The organism is Arthrobacter sp. 05L421 (assembly GCF_056397785.1).
Window position 1 is genome coordinate 1 of the sequence record NZ_JBFTOC010000018.1, and the last position, 20,656, is coordinate 20,656.

Below are 20,656 nucleotides of genomic sequence, written 5' to 3' on the forward strand. Positions count from 1 at the left end.
TGGCGGACAGGTCCACCACCTGGCCCTGGCCGTCCGCCAGTGCCGTGATGAGCCCCCGGGGGAGCTCGCCGCCCAGGCTTTCGTGGGATTCCGCGGGGGCCACGAGCAGGAATTCTGCCGGGCCCAGCCACAGCACCGCGGTGTCGCCGTTGCCGCCGACTTCCCCCGACGCGGAGGGCAGGCCTCCGGCCACGGCCCCCAGGCGCTCCCCGGCCTCGCCGGCAGGATCGACCCGGAGCCCCGCCATGGTCAGAAACGGCACCTCGCGCAGCTCCACGGTGCCCGCCACGGACCCCGCTTCAAATGCTGTCCACAGGAGCGAGGCCGGACTGGTCCGGAGGGTCTGGATCTTCTTGGAATTTTCGAGTGCTGCAGTGTCAGCCATCTTTGCGGGTCCCTTCAGAGTCAAAAAGTACGGTTTCTGCGACGACGACGTCCACCAGCTGGTCGCCGGCGGCGGCCACCAGGGTTTCGCCGATGCGGTTGCGGCCGTTCTTGATCAGGGCCAGGGCGAATGACCGGCCCAGCGCCGCACTGTGGTAGCTCGAGGTCACGAACCCCTGCATGGGCACGGGCCCGTAGGCGGGGTTGACCGTGATGCCCTGCTCCACCAGCTGGGTGCCCTCGGGGAGCCGGATGCTGCCGTCCACGGGGAGGACGCTGACCAGATGCTTGCGGTCGGCGCGGCCGGCGTCCTTGCGGGCGTACGAGCGTTTGCCGATGAAGTCCTTGACCTTGGACACCACCCATTCCATGCCGGCGTCCTGCGGGGTCACGGTCCCGTCGGTGTCCTGGCCGACGATCGGGTACCCCTTCTCCGCACGCAGCACGTGCATGGTCTCGGTGCCGTACGGGGTGATGTTGAACTCCGCGCCCGCTGCCTCCACGGCTTCCCAGGTGCTCAGCCCGTACCAGGACGGGACGTTGATTTCGTAGGCCAGCTCACCGGAGAACGAGATCCGGCAGACCCGGGCCTGGACACCGGAGGCCAGGGTGGTCTCCCGGAACGTCATGAACGGGAAAGCCTCGGCGTCCAGACCGCCGTCGGCTGCCAGTTCCGGGGCCACTTTGGCGAGAACGGCCCGGGATTTCGGTCCGACGACGGCGATGGTGGACCACTGCTCCGTGACGGAGGTGCAGTGCACGTCCAGCTCCGGCCACTCGGTCTGCAGCCATTCCTCCAGCCAGTCCAGGACCTTCGCTGCACCGCCGGTGGTGGTGGTCATGAAGAACCGGTCATCGTCCAGGCGGAGCGTGACGCCGTCGTCGAAGATCATCCCGTCCGGGGTGCACATGACGCCGTAGCGGGCCGAGCCGGGGGCCAGTTTCTTGAAGGCATTGGTGTAAATGCGGTTCAGGAACTCGCCCGCGTCCTTGCCCCGGATCTCGATCTTGCCCAGGGTGGTGGCGTCCATGAAGCCCACTGACTCCCGGACGGCCGCGCATTCGCGCAGGACCGCGGTGTCCATGTCCTCGCCGTCCTGCGGGTAGCACCAGGGCCGCTTCCACTGGCCGACGTCCTCGAACAGCGCGCCCTGGGCGACGTGCCACGGGTGGATCGAGGTGAGCCGGGCAGGGTCGAACAGTTCGCCGCGCTGGCGTCCGGCCAGCGCGGCGAATGCCACGGGGGTGAAGGGGGCGCGGTACGCGGTGGTCCCAATCTCGCCTACCCCAACCGTTTCCCCGCCGCCGTGCTTGAGGGCTGCCGCGATGACGCCGATCGCGTTCACACCCGAGGTCTTGCCCTGATCGTTCGCGGTGCTGATCGAGGTGTAGCGCTTGACGTGTTCCACCGAGCGCATGCCGGCCCCGGTGGAGCGGAGGACGTCGGCCACGGACTGGTCGCGCTGGAAGTCCACGAAGTGGTGGTGCCAGTCCTCCGGGCCGCCCTGTTCGCCGGGGACCAGCCAGAGCTGGCGGGTGGGGGAGGAGGCGCGCGGCGGCGTCGGGGCAGAGGGTGCGACGTCGGAGTCGAAGCCCGCGGCGATGACCGCCGAGGCTCCGGCGGAGATGCCTTCGGCCACGCAGTCGCCCAGGGCGAAACTGCCGCGGCCGGAGCCGGCCACCTGCTGGTTGGGCACCACGCTGTTGGGGACGAAGGCGGCGAGGTCGTCGTCCCAGCGGAGCCTGCCCTGGCGCTGGGAGTGCAGGTGCACCACCGGTGACCAGCCGCCGGAGACGGCGAGCAGGTCGCAGGCGAGTTGTTCGATGCCGGAGGTGAGTTCGCCGGCGTCGTTGATGCTCCGGACGGTGACGCCGAGGAGCCGGCCGTCGCCGGACAGATCAGCGGTGGTGTTGGCGACGGCGCTGCCGATCAGCACCCGCGTTCCGGCCGCGGCGGCTGCCGTGGCCGTTTCGCTCAGCTGCGGACGGGCGTCTACGACGGCTTCGACGGCGATGCCGGCGGCGCGGAGGTCGGCGGCCAGGGCGTAGGCGCTGTCGTTGGTGGTGCTGATGACCACGCGGGAGCCGGCGGCCACGGCGTAGCGGTTGAGGTAGGTGCGGACCGCGGAGGCGAGCATGATCCCGGGGCGGTCGTTGTTTTCGAAGACCAACGGGCGCTCGTGGGCGCCCGGGGCCAGGATGACCTGGGCGGCGCGGATGTGCCAGATCCGCTGGCGGGACACGCCGGGTGCGGCCGGGGTCAGGAGGTGGTCCGTCCGGTTCTGGGCCGCGATGACGTAGTTGGAGTCGTAGGAGCCGAAGGCGCTGGTGCGGTTCAGCACCGTGCACTCGGCCGCGGAGATCAGTTCGGCTTCAACACTGGCCACCCAGTCCAGGGCGGGCTGTCCCTCGATGCTCTCCGCGAGCGAGGGATCGGTGGATCCGGACAGCAGCGAGCCGCCGAGCTCGGGCTGGTCGTCGATGAGGATGACCCGGGCGCCGGCGCGGACGGCCTGCCGCGCTGCGGCCAGGCCCGCAGGGCCTCCGCCCACCACAAGGACGTCGGTGTGGACGTACTTCTTGTCGTACTCGGCGCGGTCCTCGTCCGGGTCCAGCTTTCCCAGTCCGTTGAGGTATTCGGCGTTGAGCCCGTCGATGAGGGACACGGCGGTGGCGGGGAGCATGGATTCGGCCACGTGGCCCGGGAACCGGGCGGCGACCTTGACCAAGGCATTGGACTCCTCCACGCCGGCGGACATGATGCCGCGGGGCCGGTCCTCGTAGAGGGAGTTGCCCGCCTCCAGCCGGCCGTTCGCCAGCAGCGCCGAGGCGAGGGTGTCGCCCGGGTGGCCCGTGTACTCCTGACCATCCAGGGTGAAGCGCCAGGTGACGCTGCGGTCGATGCGTCCGCCGGCGCTAAGGCGCGCGGACTGCGGCTGAGCGCTCATTTGATTGCTCCTTCCGGGGAGACGGGGCTGGTGACGTTCGGGGCTATGGTTCCCGTGGCGGGGCGGAGCTGGCCCATCGGGTAGACGGCGTGGATGTCGTAGGTGTGCGTGTCGCGGAGCATGTTGAACCATTGCCGGCACCCGGTGCTGTGCAGCCAGCGTTCGGCGAAGGCTCCCTTGGTGTTGTCGCGGTAGAACAGGTACTCGGCCCATTCGCGGTCCGTGAGTTCGGCGGGGTTTTCCGGGTAGGCCACGTGGGCCTGGCCGCCGTAGTGGAATTCGGTCTCGTCGCGGGGACCGCAGTTGGGGCAGGGAATCAAGAGCATGTCCGTACCTCTTTCTAGTGGGCAGGTTTTTTAGTGGGCAACGGCGGCGGCGCCGTGTTCATCGATCAGGGCCCCGGTTTCGAAGCGTTCGAGCGCAAAGGGCTGGTTGAGTTTGTGCGGGGTTCCCGTGGCGATGGTGTGCGCGAACGTCAGCCCGGCCGCCGGTGTGCCCTTGAACCCGCCGGTGCCCCACCCGCAGTTGACGAACATGTTCTCCACCGGGGTGGTGCCCACGATCGGCGAGGCGTCCAGGGTGGTGTCCACGATCCCGCCCCACGTCCGGAGCACGTGGGCCCTGGCGAAGATCGGGAAGAGTTCGACGGCGGCTGCCATCTGGTGCTCGATCACGTGGAATGATCCGCGCTGGCCGTAGCCGTTGTACGAGTCCACGCCGGCGCCCATGACCAGTTCGCCCTTGTGCGCCTGGGAGACGTAGACGTGGACGTGGTTGGACATGACCACGGTGGGGTGGACGGGCTCGTGGAGCTCGGACACCAGTGCCTGGAGGGGATGGGACTGGATAGGCAGCCGGAACCCGGCCATTTCCGCCAGCACTGAACTGTGCCCTGCGGCGCAGAGGCCCACCTTTTCGGTGTTGATGGTGCCGCGGTTGGTCTTGACCCCCACCACCTTGTTGCCGTCCTTGACGAAGCCGGTGACCTCGCAGTTCTGGATGATATCCACGCCGAGCTCATCGCATTTGCGGGCGAACGCCCACGCCACGTGGTCGTGCTTGGCGATGCCGGCGCGCGGCTGGTAGGTGGCACCCATCACCGGGTAGCGGATGTTGTCGTTGATGTTCAGGATGGGGCAGAGTTCCTTGACCTGCTGCGGGTCCAGCCACTCGGCGTCGACGCCGTTGAGTTTGTTGGCTCCGACGCGGCGGACGCTCTCACGGACGTCGCCCAGGGTGTGGGCCAGGTTCATGACCCCGCGCTGGCTGAACAGGAAGTCGTATTCGAGTTCTTCCGGCAGGATCTCCCACAGCTTCAGGGCGTGCTCGTAGATCGCCGCGCTCTCGTCCCAGAGGTAGTTGGAGCGGATGATGGTGGTGTTCCTGGCCATGTTGCCACCGGCCAGCCAGCCTTTTTCGAGGATGGCGATGTTGGTCATCCCGTGGTTCTTGGCCAAGTAATATGCCGTCGCCAGTCCATGTCCGCCGCCGCCCACAATCACGGCGTCGTAGGAGGACTTGGGGTCCGGATTGCGCCAGAGGAAGTCCGGGTGCTCGGGCAGGTGTTCGGTGGTCATCGTGCTGCTCCAATCAGTTCCGCCTCAAGCCCGGTTGCCGCTGTACTGGTGCCGAGATGCGGGTAAAGGGGGAAGCGGTCCGCGAGGGCGCTGACGCGTCCGCGCAGTTCAGCTGCGATTTGGTCGCTGAGCTCGTCCCCGGGTGCTTGTGAGATGAGGGCGGTGGCGATGATGTCCGCCACTTCAGTGAACTCCGCGGCACCGAAGCCGCGGGTGGCCAATGCGGGGGTGCCGATCCGCAGGCCGGAGGACACCATGGGCGGGCGGGGATCGAACGGGACGGCGTTGCGATTGACGGTGATACCGATCCGGTGGAGCCGGTCTTCGGCCTGCTGCCCGTCCAGTTCGGAGTCCCGCAGGTCCACCAGGACCAGGTGCACATCGGTGCCGCCGTTGACTACAGAGATCCCGGCCGCCGCGACGTCGTCCTTCAGGAGCCGGGACGCGAGGATTTTGGCGCCTTCGAGCGTGCGTTCCTGGCGTTCCTTGAACTCGGGGGACGCCGCGATCTTGAAGGCCACGGCCTTGGCCGCGATCACGTGTTCCAGCGGACCGCCCTGCTGGCCGGGGAACACGGCGCTGTTGATCTTGCGCGCGTACTCCGCCTTACCCAGGATCACGCCGCCGCGCGGGCCGCCGAGGGTCTTGTGCGTGGTGGTGGTGACGACGTCGGCGTAGGGGACGGGGTTCGGATGAAGCCCCGCCGCAACCAGGCCGGCGAAATGCGCCATGTCCACCATGAGGTATGCGCCCACGAGGTCGGCGATCCGCCGGAACTCGGCGAAGTCCAGCTGCCGGGAGTATGCGGACCATCCGGCCACGATCATCTTGGGCCGGTGCTCCAGCGCCAGGGCCTCGACCTCGGCCATGTCCACCAAGTGGTTGTGCTCGCTCACGTGGTACGGGACCACGTTGTAGAGCTTGCCGGAGAAATTGATCTTCATCCCGTGGGTGAGGTGGCCGCCGTGCGCCAGGGCCAGTCCCATGATGGTGTCGCCCGGTTCCAGGAGGGCGAACATCGCAGCGGCGTTGGCCTGCGCGCCGGAGTGCGGCTGCACGTTCGCGTACTCCGCGCCGAACAGGGCCTTGACCCGGTCGATGGCGAGCTGCTCGATCACATCGACGTGCTCGCAGCCGCCGTAGTAGCGCTTGCCCGGATAGCCCTCGGCATACTTGTTGGTCAGCACCGAACCCTGTGCCTCCATGACCCCGGCGGGGGCGAAGTTCTCGGACGCAATCATTTCGAGGGTGGACTGCTGGCGCTTCAGTTCGCGCGCCACGGCCTGTTCCACCTCGGGATCGACTACGGAAAGTCGCTCGTTCAACTGCTCAACCACGGTTGCTCCTTTGAAATACCACTATTGCTATGACTGATATATCAGTGTGAGAACAATGGTATGATTGAGATCACACCAGAGTCAATAGCCGGAAGCCAAGTGGAACCAAGCTTCCGGTTGAAATCGAGAAACGTTGAATCCAGAAACGGAGCCGAGCTGTGAATGCACTGACCGTCCTGCCGCCCGCAGAGGGCGAAGCCCTGTCCCAGGCGGAGGCCGCGTACCGGCAGTTGCGCGACAAGCTGATCATGCTCGAAATCCGGCCGGGCGAACCCATCAATGACGGGCAGCTCGCCGCCGAGCTCGGCTTCGGCCGCACTCCCGTGCGCGAGGCGATCAAACGGCTGGAGGTGGACCATTTGGTGGTTTCCTATCCGCGCCGGGGAACCTTTGCCACCACTGTGGACTTCACGGAACTGGCTGATGTCTCGGAAATCCGGGAACTGCTGGAACCGCTGGCGGCGCGCCGGGCGGCGACGAGGGCCAACGCCGCCATGCGCCGCGAACTGCTGGATGTCGCCAAGACCATTGCGGACCTGGCCCCGCTTCCCGCTGAGTCCCGGGAGCTGATGCGCTACGACCTGACGGTGCACCGCCTGATCTACCGGGCCGCCGCCAACCCGCATCTTGAGGACACGCTGATCCGCTACGACAACCTGGCCACGCGCATCTGGTGCCTGGTCCTGGACAAGGTCCCCTCGGTCAGCGGCCACATCTCCGAGCACGTGGAGCTGCTCAAAGCGGTGGCCGAGGGCGACGCGGACAGGGCCGGGGAGCTCGCCCTGCACCACGTCACCAGCTTCGAAGAGACCATCCGCAAGGTCCTCTAGCGCGCCGAAATCGCCGGAACACTGCGGGTTCGCCGGAAGCAACCGGCGAACCCGCACGTTTCCGGCGACGTGGACGACGGCGGGAGGCGCCCGCCGTCGTCCTCCGCAGTTCAGCGCCCGCGGTTGTGCGTGACGTGCTTGGTTCTGGAGTAGTCGTCCAGGGCGTAGACGGACAGGTCCCGCCCGTAGCCGGAACCCTTGAATCCGCCCCACGGGACTTCATTGGCCAGCACCAGGTGCGAGTTCACCCAGGCGGTGCCGGCATCGATCCTGGATGCCAGTCATGGCTGCTCCGGGCGTCCTCGGTCCAGATGGAGGCGGCAAGGCCGAACGGCGCATCGTTTGCGCGGGTGATGGCTTTTATTCGCTGGCAAAGGCCTCGGTGGTGACGACGGGCCCGAAGATCTCCTCGCGGGAGCATTCGGCCCCGTCGGGCACGCTGACCAGTACCGTCGGAGCGACAAAGTAGCCCGGACCCTCAAGCGCAGAGCCACCGACGGCGGCCCGGATGCCGTCGCGCTGCGTACGCTCGAGGTCGCGGAGGACGCGGTCCGTGTCTGCCGATGCGCAAAATACCCAGCGCGCCCGTATACCGGCCGCGTCAGGTATTTCCCGCGTCGCCGGACGCAGTGCGCGTCGGTTTTGGCCGCTTTACTTCCAACGCCTCGGCCACTTCACGTTCATCAGGAGCAATCCCAGGAGGAGCGAGTCGACGGTCATGATTCCCGCCATGAGATAAGCCCACCCGGCCATCATGGCTCGCCGGCCGTCCGGCCGGAAGTGCGCGCGCGTACCAGCCTGCCCATGACGATCTCCTGACGTGGACCCCCGGCCACTCGATAGTCCACCAAGTGTGCCACCGCGTCGGCGTGGGTGGAACCGCAGCACCTCCCGGCTCAAGCTTTTCACAAGCTGACGCGCTGACGGCGGGATTTATGCAACTCAGTCCCGTTCAGTGCAACTTCTATTTTGCGGCCTGATGGGTGTCCGCTGCCCGGATTCTGCGGTTTCATCGAGGATCCGCGCGACGGAAAAATAAAAAAGCATTGACTGTGTCATGCGTCACGCCTAATCTGATGCAACAGCGTTGCACTGATTGCAACTCCAAAACACTTTGGTGGACACATGAGTAACGAAAATTCCTCCCCGGCCACACTTGCGGGGTCGATCCGCCCGGAGTCGAATAGCGGGCATGGCAGTACTTCCTCCGGACACGCCACGTTGAGCGGCCGCGGCGCGCCGGGCGGGCAAGATCCCGTGGTCAGCAGGGAGACCCGACGGCGGGTGGTCGCCGCAAGTTTCATCGGGAACTTCGTCGAATGGTTCGACTACGCCGTCTACGGCTACCTGGCCGCAACAATTGCCGCGGTCTTCTTCCCCGAATCCAATCCCCAGACCGCGCTTCTGCTGACTTTCGCCCTGTTCGCCATCTCGTTCCTCGTGCGGCCGCTTGGCGGCTTCGTCTGGGGCCACATTGGCGACCGGGTGGGGCGCCGCACTGCGCTTTCCCTGTCAATCCTGATCATGTCCGGAGCGACCTTCTGCATCGCGCTTATCCCGGGGTACAACTCCATCGGCGTCTGGGCCCCGATCCTTCTTCTGCTGGTGCGCGTCGTCCAGGGCTTCTCCGCCTCGGGCGAATATGCGGGCGCATCCGCCTTCCTGGTGGAGTACGCCCCCGCCAACAAACGCGGCTTGTACGCGGCGGTGGTTCCGGCCAGCACGGCCGCGGGCCTGCTGCTCGGCTCCCTGCTCGCGGGCCTGCTGACCATCCTGCTCAGCACCGAGGCGATGCAGAGCTGGGGGTGGCGGCTGCCGTTCCTGCTGGCCGCCCCGATGGGCCTGATAGGTCGCTACATCCGCACCAAGCTGGAAGACACCCCGGTGTTCCGCGAGCTGGCAGAGGAGGACCAGGCCATCAAGGCCCCGGTATCCAGCCTCTTCCGGAACCACTGGCGGCTGCTGCTGAAGGCCGTCGGAGCCGTGCTGCTCAACGCCGTCGGGTTCTACGTCATCCTCAGCTACATGCCAACGTACCTGTCCTCGGAGCTCGGTCTCGGCGCGGCCGAATCCTTCCTGGCCACCACCATCGCCCTGGTGACGTACATCGGGTTCATCTTCCTGACCGGAATGCTCTCGGACCGCTACGGCCGGAAAAAGGTACTCATCGCCGCATCCCTGAGCTTCATCCTGCTGACGGTGCCGGCCTTCGCCCTGCTGGGCACCGGGAACTTCCTGGTGATCGTCTTGGTCCAGATCCTGCTAGGCGGCATGCTCACGCTCAATGACGGCACGCTCCCGAGCTTCCTCGCGGAAATGTTCCCCACCCGTGTCCGCTACAGCGGCTTCGCCGTCAGCTTCAATCTCTCCAATGCGCTGTTCGGCGGCACTGCGCCGTTCATGGCGACCCTCCTGATCGCCGCGACGGCCAATGACCTGGCCCCTGCCTGGTACCTGGCCGGCGCCGCGGCCATCTCCCTGATCGCCGTCGTGCTCTCCCGTGAAACCAGCAAAGAACCGCTGCGCCACGAGTAGCCCCGACAGGCGCCCCAATTTTCTCCGCCCCAATTTTCCCCTCCACAGAACAGCACTGCAGAAAGGCACCACCACCATGACCATCGCAACCTCCAACAACGCTTCGTCCATCGCCGAACTGGAGCGACTGAAAGTCCTGCACAACGGGCAGAAGGACAAGCTGACCTTTTCCAACGCCGAATTTGAGCGCCGGCTCGGCGGACTCCGCCGCATCATGGCAGAGAAGGACCTGGACGCCGTCGTCCTGACCAGCTACCACTCCATCAAGTACTACTCTGACTTCCTCTTCACCTACTTCGGCCGGTCCTACGCCATGGTGGTCACCAAAGATGACACCGTGACTGTCACGGCCAACATCGACGCCGGCATGCCGTGGCGGCGCAGCTACGGCGACAACGTGGTGTACACGGACTGGCGCCGTGACAACTACATCTTCGCCATCCAGGAGGCGCTGCGCACCCGCGGCATTAGCCCCCGCCGGCTCGGCGTCGAAGACGATTCGCTCCCGCAGGACAACCGCAACAAGATCCAGGCCGCCTTCGCCGGGGCCGCCCTGGTGGACGTGGCCCAGGCCGCGATGCGCCAGCGGATGATCAAATCGGCCGAGGAAATCGAGGTGATCAAGCACGGGGCCCGCATCGGCGATCTCGGCGGCGAAGCCATCCGCAACGCCATCACCGCCGGCATCACCGAATATGAGGTCGCCCTGATCGGCACCGAGGCCATGGTCCACGAAATCGCCCGCACGTTCCCGGATTCGGAAATCCGTGACACCTGGGTGTGGTTCCAGTCCGGCATCAACACCGACGGCGCCCACAACTGGGCCACCACGCGCAAGATCCAGGAGCACGACATCCTGTCGCTGAACTGCTTCCCCATGACCTCCGGCTACTACACCGCACTGGAACGCACCCTCTTCTACGGCGAACCGGACGCCCGCTCCCTTGAGCTGTGGAACATCAATGTGGAAGTCCACAAGCGCGGCCTCGAGCTCATCAAGCCCGGAGCGGTCTGCAAGGACATCGCCGCCGAACTGAACGAGATCTACGTGGGCCACGGACTGCTGGCCAACCGGACATTCGGCTACGGACACTCGTTCGGCGTCTTGAGCCACTACTACGGCCGCGAAGCCGGACTGGAACTCCGCGAGGACATCGACACCGTGCTCGAACCCGGCATGGTGGTGTCCATGGAACCCATGATCACCGTCTTGGACGGCCAGCCCGGCGCCGGCGGCTACCGGGAGCACGACATCCTGGTGGTCGGTGAGGACGGAGCCGAGAACATCACGAAGTTCCCGTTCGGCCCGGAGTACAACATCGTGGGCGCCTGAGACGCCCACATCCCCTGAAGGGGAGCAGAAGCGGCGCCACGTCCTCCGTGGCGCCGCTTTCGGGCCCCCATACGGAATGATGGTAGACACCATGACCCCAGCAGAATCTCCCGAGACCAGCGGAAACGGCGACACCAAGGGCACGTCCGTCATCGTCAACGCCATCGCCGTGCTGCGAACGTTCAGCGCCGACGAGCCGCTGCTGGGCGTCACCGAGATCGCCAACCGCGTGGGCCTGCACAAGAGCACCGTTTCCCGGATCCTGGCCACGTTCGAACAGGAACACCTGGTGGAACGGGATCCGGAAACCCGCCGCTTCCGGCTGGGGCTGGGACTGATCGCCGTCGCCGGACCGTTGCTGGCCGAACTGGAAGAACGGCGCGTGGCGTACCCGGTCCTGCGTGAACTCACGGAACAGACCGGCGAAACCAGCGCCCTCATGGTGTGGAACAGCGCCGAATCAATGTGCGTGGAACAGATTGCCAGCCACCACCAGATCAAACACACCACCCCGCTGGGAGCCCGGTACACCGACGCCATGAGCGCCTCCGTGCAGGTCTTCCTGTCCGCCGCGCCCGTCGAACGCGTCCGCGCACTCCTCCGCAGCGGAGCGATCAGCTACCCGGGACTCGATGATGCGGGCCTGGACGGCTACCTGATCAAGCTCAAGGATGTGACGGCTCGTGGTTGGGCCATCAACTACGGCGAATCCTCCATCGACGAAGTGGGCGTGGCCGCCCCCGCCTATGACCACCGCGGCGACATCGTGGCGGCCGTCCTGATCTCGGCGCCCCGGTTCCGCGTCTCCCCCGAAGGGCTGCAGAGCCTGGGTGAAGCGTGCGCGGCTGCGGCCGGCAAAATCACCGGGCGGCTGGGCGGCCGCGCGTCCCGCAGCAGCGGCTAACGCGGGGACGGCAAGCGCGGCGCGCCCGCCTTAGCCCAGCCGGGCCAGCCGCGTGGCCAAATGCAAGGCCGCGAGCCGGCCCGTTCGCCGGGGGTCGCCGCCGCACAGGTCGAAGATCCGCTGCAGCCGTTGATGCATCGACTGCCGTTCAACGTGCAGCTCCCTGGCCGCCTGGGCGGTGTTGCATCCGGAATCCAGCCACGTCGCCAGGGTGTCGAGCAGCCGCGAATTGCGTTGGGCATCATGGTCCAGGAGTGCGCCCAGCTGCTGGCGCACGAAGTTCCGCCGTTGCTCGGTATCCAGGCTTCCCACTGCGAGGCGTTCGACGGCGAATGTTTCGGAATCGATCACAGGACAGTGCGGGCCTTCTGCTGCCGCGGGGAACTTTTCCAGTTCGTCCGCCAGTTCCAGCGTGAGCCTGGATTCCGACAGCGACCAAGGAGCTTCCGATATGCCGGCGGCCAGCGGGCCAACGGCAACGAGCGTATCTGCCAGCGCGGGCAACCCCCGCAGGCCGGCCAGGAGTGCGTGCCGGCTTTCCCGCGGATTATCGCCCGGGAGGACGGCCACCGCCAGGAGCTCGGCGTTATCGACATAGGTGGCGCTCGGCTGCGCCCCCCGGGTCAGGAGGCGCTCTACCGGCGCCCGGAGCTGTTGGAGCATGTCGGACCGGATCACGATGGCTACAAGCGCGGCAGCCGGCGGAATCCCCGCCGCGGACGCCAGCTGCTGGAGCCGCCAGGCCTGGCTGCCCGAATCTATCGCGCGAAGCAGGGCCGCCCCGGCGACTTCCCTAAGCCCGGGAGACATCCGCTGCAACAGGGCCAGGGCCAGAATATCCACTGAGCGGTTCCCGGCTGTTCGGGCCAGGTTCTCGTCCTCGCCCGCCGGGACCCGGAGCAACAGCTGCGCAGCGAGAATGCCGCGGATCGGGACGTCGATGTGGAGCAGGCGGGCCTGCTCCTGCGGCCCCAAGACGGAGGCATCGGCGTCGGTGGTTTCCGTCTTCCCCGGGGTTGCGCTGGCCAGGGTCGCGCCCGATATGGACGTCAGGGTCACCTCGGCATGGATGATGCCGGCCAGCACGGCGAGGATCCGGTCCAGGCCGCCGCCGTGCGCCAGCTCGACTGCCATGGCGTGACTGGCCTCGTCCGCCCGCCGCAATTGGGACACCGAGTCACTGACAAGCATCGAGTTGATGGCCTGCATGACACCGACGAACGGCACCACGCCGCGAAGTTCGATCAGTGGAAGGCCAGCTTCCTCGGCGGCCGCCACCATTGCGGACGGGAGGGAGGGAAGGGCCGTCCCGGTTTCGATGGCGACGGCCGCCACGCCCCGCTCGGCCAGTTGGCGAACGTAATTGACCTGCCGCTCTTCAGAGGCCTGGGCGAGGGCTTCGCCGCCTGTCAGCAGAAGCTCCCCGCCGGCAAGCAGGGGTGCGATGTCGATGATTTCACTGGAGTGGATCCACCGCAGCTGCGTACGGGCGGCAGCCCGGGCCGCCGCCCGGATGACGGGATCGGCAGCCGCGAGGGTCGGATGGTTCAGCACATCGTCAAGATGAATGGACATTACACTCCGTCACGTCGCTCTAGGTTTATTTAGACACATTGTATATGGCCGGTGTGGCCTACGACACATAATCTTGAGAAATCCCATACACCCTCGGAGGCTCCCAATGCGTCAAAAATCACCAGCGGCCCCAGCCGGCTCCGCGCCGGTAGCCAGTGAAGACCACGAAGCGTGGCTTCACCCCATCCCCGAATCAGAGCGGACCCGCAAAGTGTCCGGCCAGTTCTGGATCTGGGCTGGCGCCAACCTCGCCCCGATCAACTGGGTGCTCGGAGCGCTCGGCATCCAGCTCGGCCTGGGATTCGCGGATACGGTCACCGTTCTTGTCCTTGGAAACTTGATCGGGATGCTGCTCTTTGGGTGCTTTGTCCTGCTGGGTCAAAAAACGGGAGCGACCGGCATGGTGCTGGCCCGCGCCGCCTTTGGACGGCGCGGAAACTATCTTCCGGCGGCCATTCAGGCCCTTCTGGTGATCGGTTGGTGTGCGGTCAACACCTGGATCATCCTGGATCTGGTCATGGCGCTGTTCGGAACCCTGGGATGGGTTGACCCGGAGGCCCACAACTATGCATGGAAGATCGGCATCGCCACCTTTATCATGGCCACCCAGGTAACCATTGCCTGGTTCGGCTACAAGGCGATCGCCGCGTTCGAGAAATGGACCGTCCCGCCGACCATCGTCATCCTGACCGTGATGTCCGCCGTGGCCTGGTTCGGCATGAAGATCAACTGGACCTACGCTGGCCCCGCCGGCCACATCCTGGAAGGCTCGGAACGCATCGCCGCGATGAGCGCGGTCATGACCGCGATCGGCATCGGCTGGGGCATCACCTGGTTCACCTACGCCGCAGACTACTCCCGCTTCGTCAGCACCACGGTGCCCAAGCGCAAGGTCTACCTCGCGTCGGTGCTGGGCCAGTTCATCCCCGTCGTCTGGCTGGGCATTCTGGGGGCCAGCCTGGCCACCAACACAGGTGAAATAGATCCCGGCAAACTCATCGTCCTGAACTTCGGCGCACTGGCCCTCCCCGTGCTGCTCATGGTGCTGCACGGCCCGATCGCGACCAACATCTTGAACATCTACACCTTTTCCGTCGCCACGCAGGCACTGGACATCTCCATCAGCAGGCGCAAGTTGAACCTGTTCGTCGGCGTCTTCTCCCTTGTCGTCGTGATCTTCTTCATCTTCCAGGAGGACTTCGCCTCCGTGCTGGACGCATGGCTGATTGGGCTGGTCGCCTGGGTGGCTGCCTGGGGCGGAGTCATGCTGGTCCACTACTTCTGGATCGAGAAACGCTGGCCCGGTAACCCCGACAGGCTCTTCGACGCTGTCGGCACCAAACGGCTGCCAGGCGTAAACCCGGCAGGCATCATCTCCCTGGTCATCGGCATCTTCGCCACCTGGCTTTTCATGTACGGGCTGGTCCCGGCAATGCAGGGACCCATCGCAGTCGCCCTGGGCGGGTGGGACTTGTCCTGGCTCGCCGGGGGACTGTCCAGCGCCGCCGCCTACGCCGTCCTCGGACCGCGGTTCCACCGCAAGTTCCTAGATGTCCCCAGCGGCAGCGAACTGACCACAGAGGTATCCACGCCTCCAGCGGCCGACCTTCCGGTCCCATCACCCACCCGCGCCGCCCTCTAGCAGGAGATGAATCCCGTGAACTTCCCCGCTTTCGCCGACACTGCCCATCCCATCACCTGGCCCGAAGGCCATCGTGCCGCCGCGTCCTTCACCTTCGACGTCGACGCCGAATCCTGCACCATCGCCCATGACCCGCAGAGCACCAGGCGCATGTCGCTCATGACGCACCAGTCCTACGGGCCCAAGGTCGCCGTCCCGCGGATCCTGCAGATCCTTGAGCGCCAGGACATCCAGGCCACGTTCTTTGTCCCGGGATTCACCGCCGAGTGCTACCCGGACGTGGTCCGTCGGATAGCGGACGGCGGCCACGAGATTGCCCACCACGGCTACCTGCACGAGCCCATGCAGGGCATCGACGCCGCAGCGGAGGCGCGGTACCTGGACCGGGGCCTGGACGCCCTGGCCGAGGCCGCCGGCGTCCGGCCGACGGGCTACCGTGCACCGTGGTGGGAGCTCAACTGGCACTCCGCAACCCTCCTGGCCGATCGCGGGTTCCTTTATGACTCAAGCCTGCTCGACGGCGACGCCCCCTACCGCTTCAGCGTTGCCGAGGGGGACCCCCGCGACCTCGTGGAAATCCCCGTCGACTGGGCTCTGGACGACTGGGAGCAATACGCCTTTTACCCGGGCGTCACCGGAAGCGGTGTCATCGAAAGCCCGGCCAAGGTCCTCGAGATGTGGACGCTGGAGGCCGAGGCGCACCACGCTGCCGGGAGCTGCTTCGTCCTGACCAACCATCCCTTCATTTCCGGCCGGCCGTCCAAGGCCGTGGCGCTGGAACAGCTGATGGAACGGGTCAAATCCATGGACGGGATGTGGGTCACCACCATGGAGAAGATCGCGCAACGCACACGCGACTCCGTCGAGGAGATCCACACCCACGCACGCATCGCCGTGCCCGGGTTCCCGGATACCGGCGCACTGTTCACGCCGGCCGCCGTGCGGCAGCCCCAAGGATCCCCGGCGCGGCGCGGGGCCGGAGTCTAGGGCACGTTTCGGCCCCACGAAGTGCAGGTCCCCGGCACGGCCCCTCAAAGGTGGCCGTGCCGGGGACCTTCCTGCGTGGACCAGGTCTCAGCGGCAAACTGGGCGTTTAGCCGGTCTTGGCCATCGCGTAGGCCACGGTGGCGTAGGCCAGGGCGCCCGACATTTCATGGAGCAGTTCCGGGTTGGTGTTGGCGATGGTGTCGCAGGCCTCGTGGTAGCAGGGGTCGAGGACCTTGCCGGCCACGCCGCCAAAGGACCGCGCCTGGGCCTGGGACTTCTTCTTCTCATCGCCGGTGAACAGCCCGCCGCCGGGAATGCCGGCCGAGAGGAAGGCGTCGTAGTCGGAGCCGCCGTCAAAGGGCGTGGTCTCGGCGGGCAGCGCGTTCTCCTGGAAGTAGCGGAACAGGATGTCCTCGATCGCCTTGGACCCGGCCGGGCCGGCGTGGCCGAAATCGGATCCGTCCCCGTCATGCACGGACCGCACACCGTTGGGCGAGGCCGCCATGTCCACGTTCAGGTTCGCCGCGGTCTGGGCGACCTCGGCCTGGCTGAGCTCGTCGACGTAGTGCTGGGACCCGTACAACCCGTCCTCCTCCCCGCCCCAGAACGCGAACCGGACCCGGTTGGCCGGCTTGATGCCGGCCTCCTTCATCCACCGCGCGGTCTCCAGGGCCGCCGCCACCCCGCTGCCGTTGTCGTTGATGCCCGGGCCCTGGCGCACGGAGTCCAGATGCGCGCCCACCACCACGGTGTGCCGGGCATCGCCGCCGGTGTCGGCGAGGATGTTGAAGGACTCCACCCGCGGCTTGCCCCGGCGCTCGCCTTTGAACGTGAAGGTCTGCCGCACCGGTTCATACCCGGCCGCCCGCAGTTGCTCCTCCACATAGCGGCCCGATTCCTCATATCCGGACGTGCCCGAAGCGCGGTTGCCGCCATTGGCATCGGCAATGCGCTGCAGCGCCTGCATGTGCCCCACCATGTTCCGGGACTTGAAAGCCGCCAGCACCGTCCGCGCGTCCGCCGCGCTGACAGGCTCCACCTGGGGCACCGAAGCACTGGGAATGGCGGACTTGGCGGGCTTGGGAGATTTGCTCGCCGCGGCGCTGGAGGGCGAATCGGATCGGGAACCGGACGGGGGACCGGGGGTGCACGCCGCGGTCGAGAGCAGAACGAGAGCGAGAACCGAGGGAAGTAGGTGTTTTCGCAGCGTGATCATGTCGGGGACCCATCAGTAGTCGGAACCAGTTTCAATTGCTTCCGGCTCGATTGGTCAAGACGCTTGCCACTGACGCTCCAGTAAGTCGCGGCCGCCATCGCCCGGCAAATACTCCTATCAGATCGCTCTCATTGTCAGTCCTTCGGCGGCATCTGCCCTAGCCTCTGAAGCTGTGAATCTCCTGAGGAAATTTGCGGGTAGGGCCGGCCGATGCGCGCGTGGGATGACAGGTGACAGGTGCCAGGTGCTTGATCGCGCGTGGCGGGCGAAGGTGAGCCCCCGTTCGGGGAGAGTCCGGACCAGAATTCCACTGTTTCTTAAAGCAATACAACTGTTGACTAGTGAGCAACTTCACAGTTAGAGTTGCGAAACCGAAAAGCCGCCGGAAGGCGGACTCGAGATCTCCAAGGGGAGGAGATGGCGCGCGCGAACCGCCGCTGTCACTTCCTCTTTCTCTACCGCGCTAATTCTTTACTGCGCTGAATCTTCACGGCGCTAACCCAACCACCCGCACCCCACCACGCCCGCAATCCGGCGCGCCTTCCTTCGGCGTGCCCGCGTACATGAGAGGCACTGTCCCCCATGACAGCATTCCGTTCCACTCCCTTTGACCGCAGGCAGCTCCTCAAAGCGGCAGCGCTGACGCCGTTTGCGGGTCTGGCGCTCTCCGGCTGCGCGGCCAAGCCCGCCGAAAGTGCCGCCGCGAACAAGACGGTGACGGTCACGTCCTACGGTGGCTCCTACAACGACCAGCTGACCCAGACCATCCTGGACCCGTTCTCCAAGCAGTCCGGGATCCAGACAACGCTGCTGGCCAACACGAGCCTCGCCGCGCTGAAGGCCCAGGTCCAGTCCGGCGACGTGCAGTGGGACCTCGTGGAAATCACGGCGCCGGAGTACGAAGTAGCCGTGGCCGAGGGGCTGCTGGAGAAGTTCGACTACGACATCATCAGCGACAAGGGCCTGCCGGGTTACGCGAAGGCCGAGTACGGCATCAAGTACCTGAGCTTCCTGTTCGTCATGGCGTGGGACCAGAAGGTCATTTCTGACGCGCAGGCACCGAAGGACTGGGCCCAGTTCTTCGACCAGGGCAAGTACAACACCAAGCGCTCCGTGTATAACCAGCTCTCCGACAGCTCCGTCCTGGAAGCCGCCCTGCTGGCCGACGGTGTCCCGTTCGACCAGATCTACCCCCTCGACGTCGACCGGGCCCTGAGAGTATTGGGCCAGCACCCGGGCAAGGACCGGCTGATCTACCACGCCGCCAACCAGGAGCCCATCCAGCAGCTCACCTCCGGTGAGGTCTCCCTCTCCACCAGCTTCAACAACCGCATCAACGCAGCCCGCCACGACGGCGCAAAGCTGAACTTCTCCGCAGAAAACGCCGTCCTCGCCGGCGACTACTTCGTGGTGCCGAAGGGCGCCAAGAACAAGGAAGCGGCCTTCAAGTTGATGAACTTCATGTCCAACGACGCCGAGGCCGGCGCAGCGTTCGACAAGGTCACCAACCTGACCCTTGCCAACACCCCGGCGCTGTCCAAGCTGCCGAAGGAAATCGCGGACACGCTTCCCACCAGCCCCCGCCTTGCGGACAAGATCCTGGTCCGGGACGACAAGTGGTGGTCGCAGAACCTGAAGAAGACCGAGCAGCAGTTCAAGCTCTGGCAGGCCAGCTGAGATGAGCAACGCAACTCTGGAACGGACGCGGCCGCGGGGCCGCGGTGCGCCTCCCGGCGCTGAAGCGGCACCACGACGGCGGCGCAGCGGCTGGTGGCTGCTGCTGGCCCCGATCCTTGCCTTCGACGTCGTGCTGTTCCTGACGCCGCTGGGCAAGCTGGTCGGCGCAAGCTTCGCCGACAACGCCTACCAGCGGGTCCTCGAGGACCCGCTGGTGGTGCGGGCGCTGGTCAACACCCTGACTATCAGCCTGGCGAGCACCATTGTCACGGTGGTGCTCGGCTACATCATTGCCATGGTCCTGTGGCGGGCCGGAACAGTCACCCGGGTGATCCTGTTCGCCGTCGTGCTCCTGCCGTTCTGGACCGGCATCCTGGTGAAGAACTTCGCCTGGGCGGTCCTGCTTCAGGACAACGGCATAGTGAACGCCTTTCTGCAGGGAATCGGGCTTACCGGTGCGCCGATCCCGTTGCTGCACAACCGTTTCGCCGTGATCGTCGGCATGGTGCACTGCCTGCTGCCGTACGCGGTGTTCCCGATCTTCTCCTCGCTGGCATCGATCGATGACCGGCTGGGGCTGGCGGCCCGCTCGCTGGGCGCGCGGGAGGGATCCGTGTTCCGCAGGATCACGCTGCCGCTGAGCATGCCCGGCGTTTCCGCGGCCGGGCTGCTGGTCTTCATCATTAGCACGGGCTTCTTCATCACGCCCGTGGTCATGGGCGGACCCGGCGACATGATGATCGCCAACCAGATCGACTACTACGCCCGACAGCTCACGGACTTCTCCGGGGCCGCTGCACTGGCCGTCATCCTGACGGTCATGGTCAGCATCCTCGTGGCCGTCTACCAGCGCGTCCTCAAGGCGGGAGGCCAACATGAAGACAATTAATCCGCAGCACCGCCTGCTGGCGCTGCTTTCCATCCCGGCCTTCCTTTTTCTAGTCATTCCGACAGCGATTGTGGTGCCGGTCGCGCTGAATGACAGCCGCTACATCACCTTCCCGCCCGAGGGGATCTCCTTCGCCGCCGTGGCCGGGTTCTTCGCCGACCGGGCCTGGACCTCCGCGCTGACGTCCAGCCTGCAGTCGGCGGCGATCGCCGTCGTGATCGGTGTGCTGCTGGGCGCAACCGCGGCGATCGGCCTGCACGGGCGCAAGTTCCCTGGACAGCCCGCAGTGGTGGGTCTGATCCTCGCGCCGATGATCGTGCCGACCGTGGTGCTTGCGCTGGCGTTCTACCAGTTCTTCATCTCGATCGGGATGGTGGGCAGCATCGTGCCCATCGGCCTGGCGCACGCAGTGATCGCGACCCCTTACGTGTACCTGACCACCCGTGCCAGCCTCGCCGGGCTCAACCCGGCCCTGGTCCGGTCGGCGCAGAGCCTGGGGGCGGGGTCGCTCTCCGTCCTGCGGCACGTGTATCTGCCCATCATCCTGCCCGGCCTGATCTCCGGGGCGCTCTTCGCGTTCTCGGTCTCCATCGATGAGACGGTGATGTCCCTGTTCATGCAGTCCCCGGGCGCCACCACCTTGCCGGTCAAGATGTTCACGGATATCCAGTTCAACCTGACCCCGAAGATCGCCGTGTCGTCGGCCCTGCTGGTCAGCGTCGCCACAATCGGGCTGCTGCTCCAGGTCATGTTTGTCCTCAAGCGCCGATCTTCAACCCGGATGCTGCCGCTGGCCGTGTCCGCACAAACGTAAGGAAAGTC

Annotated in this window: 17 protein-coding genes and 1 pseudogene; 9 read left to right on the forward strand and 9 right to left on the reverse strand. The window is 66.1% G+C overall.

Translation table 11 applies throughout. The features are described from left to right. The 5 genes and pseudogenes from AC1DKQ_RS17540 to glyA form a co-directional block, all read right to left on the reverse strand. Window positions 1-385: pseudogene (locus AC1DKQ_RS17540) on the reverse strand (sarcosine oxidase subunit gamma); the annotation flags it as partial. Then, window positions 378-3,332: a 2Fe-2S iron-sulfur cluster-binding protein gene (locus AC1DKQ_RS17545; protein ID WP_476919700.1), complete on the reverse strand. Its 2,955-nt coding sequence runs from the start codon at window positions 3,330-3,332 to the stop codon at window positions 378-380. The pseudogene AC1DKQ_RS17540 and the gene AC1DKQ_RS17545, both read right to left, overlap by 8 nt. Beyond that, complete coding sequence (locus tag AC1DKQ_RS17550; RefSeq protein WP_476919701.1) at window positions 3,329-3,658, reverse strand: sarcosine oxidase subunit delta; 330 nt, start codon at window positions 3,656-3,658, stop codon at window positions 3,329-3,331. The genes AC1DKQ_RS17545 and AC1DKQ_RS17550 overlap by 4 nt, the downstream gene beginning before the upstream one ends. 30 nt (window positions 3,659-3,688) lie before the next feature. After that, a complete protein-coding gene (locus tag AC1DKQ_RS17555) occupies window positions 3,689-4,909 on the reverse strand; it encodes a sarcosine oxidase subunit beta family protein (protein WP_277525147.1) in 1,221 nt (406 codons plus the stop codon). Further along, on the reverse strand, window positions 4,906-6,246 hold the full coding sequence (glyA, locus tag AC1DKQ_RS17560) for a serine hydroxymethyltransferase (protein ID WP_476883220.1): 1,341 nt from the start codon (window positions 6,244-6,246) through the stop codon (window positions 4,906-4,908). The genes AC1DKQ_RS17555 and glyA overlap by 4 nt, the downstream gene beginning before the upstream one ends. 158 nt (window positions 6,247-6,404) lie before the next feature. Here glyA and AC1DKQ_RS17565 point away from each other — a divergent pair, with 158 nt between their 5' ends. Continuing rightward, a complete protein-coding gene (locus AC1DKQ_RS17565; protein WP_476883221.1) occupies window positions 6,405-7,076 on the forward strand; it encodes a GntR family transcriptional regulator in 672 nt (223 codons plus the stop codon). 110 nt (window positions 7,077-7,186) lie between these two features. Here the strand turns inward: AC1DKQ_RS17565 and AC1DKQ_RS17570 are convergent, their stop codons facing one another. Continuing rightward, window positions 7,187-7,324 (reverse strand): aldehyde dehydrogenase family protein, encoded by a 138-nt coding sequence (locus AC1DKQ_RS17570; RefSeq protein WP_476883222.1) that lies wholly within the window; start codon window positions 7,322-7,324, stop codon window positions 7,187-7,189. A gap of 112 nt (window positions 7,325-7,436) precedes the next feature. Further along, window positions 7,437-7,706, reverse strand: a complete 270-nt coding sequence (locus tag AC1DKQ_RS17575) for an aldehyde dehydrogenase family protein (protein ID WP_476883241.1) — start codon at window positions 7,704-7,706, stop codon at window positions 7,437-7,439. Between the two features lie 495 nt (window positions 7,707-8,201). Here AC1DKQ_RS17575 and AC1DKQ_RS17580 point away from each other — a divergent pair, with 495 nt between their 5' ends. The 3 genes from AC1DKQ_RS17580 (at window position 8,202) to AC1DKQ_RS17590 (ending at window position 11,848) form a co-directional block, all read left to right on the forward strand. Next, window positions 8,202-9,611, forward strand: coding sequence for an MFS transporter (locus AC1DKQ_RS17580; RefSeq protein WP_476919702.1), 1,410 nt, complete (start codon window positions 8,202-8,204; stop codon window positions 9,609-9,611). A 76-nt stretch (window positions 9,612-9,687) separates the two neighbouring features. Then, window positions 9,688-10,944 carry an aminopeptidase P family protein gene (locus AC1DKQ_RS17585; RefSeq protein WP_476919703.1) on the forward strand — a complete coding sequence of 419 codons (1,257 nt, stop codon included), beginning with the start codon at window positions 9,688-9,690 and terminating at the stop codon, window positions 10,942-10,944. Between the two features lie 91 nt (window positions 10,945-11,035). Further along, entirely contained in the window at window positions 11,036-11,848 is an 813-nt protein-coding gene (locus tag AC1DKQ_RS17590; RefSeq protein ID WP_476883225.1) for an IclR family transcriptional regulator, read from the forward strand. A 30-nt stretch (window positions 11,849-11,878) separates the two neighbouring features. Here AC1DKQ_RS17590 and AC1DKQ_RS17595 read toward each other — a convergent pair whose 3' ends face one another. Next, window positions 11,879-13,423 carry a PucR family transcriptional regulator gene (locus AC1DKQ_RS17595; protein ID WP_476883226.1) on the reverse strand — a complete coding sequence of 515 codons (1,545 nt, stop codon included), beginning with the start codon at window positions 13,421-13,423 and terminating at the stop codon, window positions 11,879-11,881. A gap of 106 nt (window positions 13,424-13,529) precedes the next feature. Between AC1DKQ_RS17595 and AC1DKQ_RS17600 the strand changes: the two genes are divergently transcribed. Further along, complete coding sequence (locus AC1DKQ_RS17600; RefSeq protein ID WP_476919704.1) at window positions 13,530-15,065, forward strand: purine-cytosine permease family protein; 1,536 nt, start codon at window positions 13,530-13,532, stop codon at window positions 15,063-15,065. 15 nt (window positions 15,066-15,080) lie between these two features. Continuing rightward, window positions 15,081-16,052 carry a polysaccharide deacetylase family protein gene (locus tag AC1DKQ_RS17605; protein WP_476919705.1) on the forward strand — a complete coding sequence of 324 codons (972 nt, stop codon included), beginning with the start codon at window positions 15,081-15,083 and terminating at the stop codon, window positions 16,050-16,052. Window positions 16,053-16,158: 106 nt separating this feature from the next. On the opposite strand, the gene AC1DKQ_RS17610 is transcribed toward AC1DKQ_RS17605, so the two are convergent. Further along, the gene (locus AC1DKQ_RS17610; protein WP_476919706.1) at window positions 16,159-17,268 is read right to left on the reverse strand and encodes a M20/M25/M40 family metallo-hydrolase; all 1,110 of its coding nucleotides are present in this window, start codon (window positions 17,266-17,268) and stop codon (window positions 16,159-16,161) included. Between the two features lie 582 nt (window positions 17,269-17,850). On the opposite strand from AC1DKQ_RS17610, the gene AC1DKQ_RS17615 reads away from it, so the two are divergent. The 3 genes from AC1DKQ_RS17615 to AC1DKQ_RS17625 are packed head-to-tail and all read left to right on the forward strand — an operon-like array spanning window position 17,851 to window position 20,648. Then, complete coding sequence (locus AC1DKQ_RS17615) at window positions 17,851-18,945, forward strand: extracellular solute-binding protein (RefSeq protein ID WP_476885994.1); 1,095 nt, start codon at window positions 17,851-17,853, stop codon at window positions 18,943-18,945. A gap of 1 nt (window position 18,946) precedes the next feature. After that, on the forward strand, window positions 18,947-19,834 hold the full coding sequence (locus tag AC1DKQ_RS17620; protein ID WP_476885995.1) for an ABC transporter permease: 888 nt from the start codon (window positions 18,947-18,949) through the stop codon (window positions 19,832-19,834). Further along, on the forward strand, window positions 19,821-20,648 hold the full coding sequence (locus tag AC1DKQ_RS17625; RefSeq protein ID WP_476919707.1) for an ABC transporter permease: 828 nt from the start codon (window positions 19,821-19,823) through the stop codon (window positions 20,646-20,648). The genes AC1DKQ_RS17620 and AC1DKQ_RS17625 overlap by 14 nt, the downstream gene beginning before the upstream one ends. The last annotated feature ends 8 nt before the right edge of the window (window positions 20,649-20,656 follow it).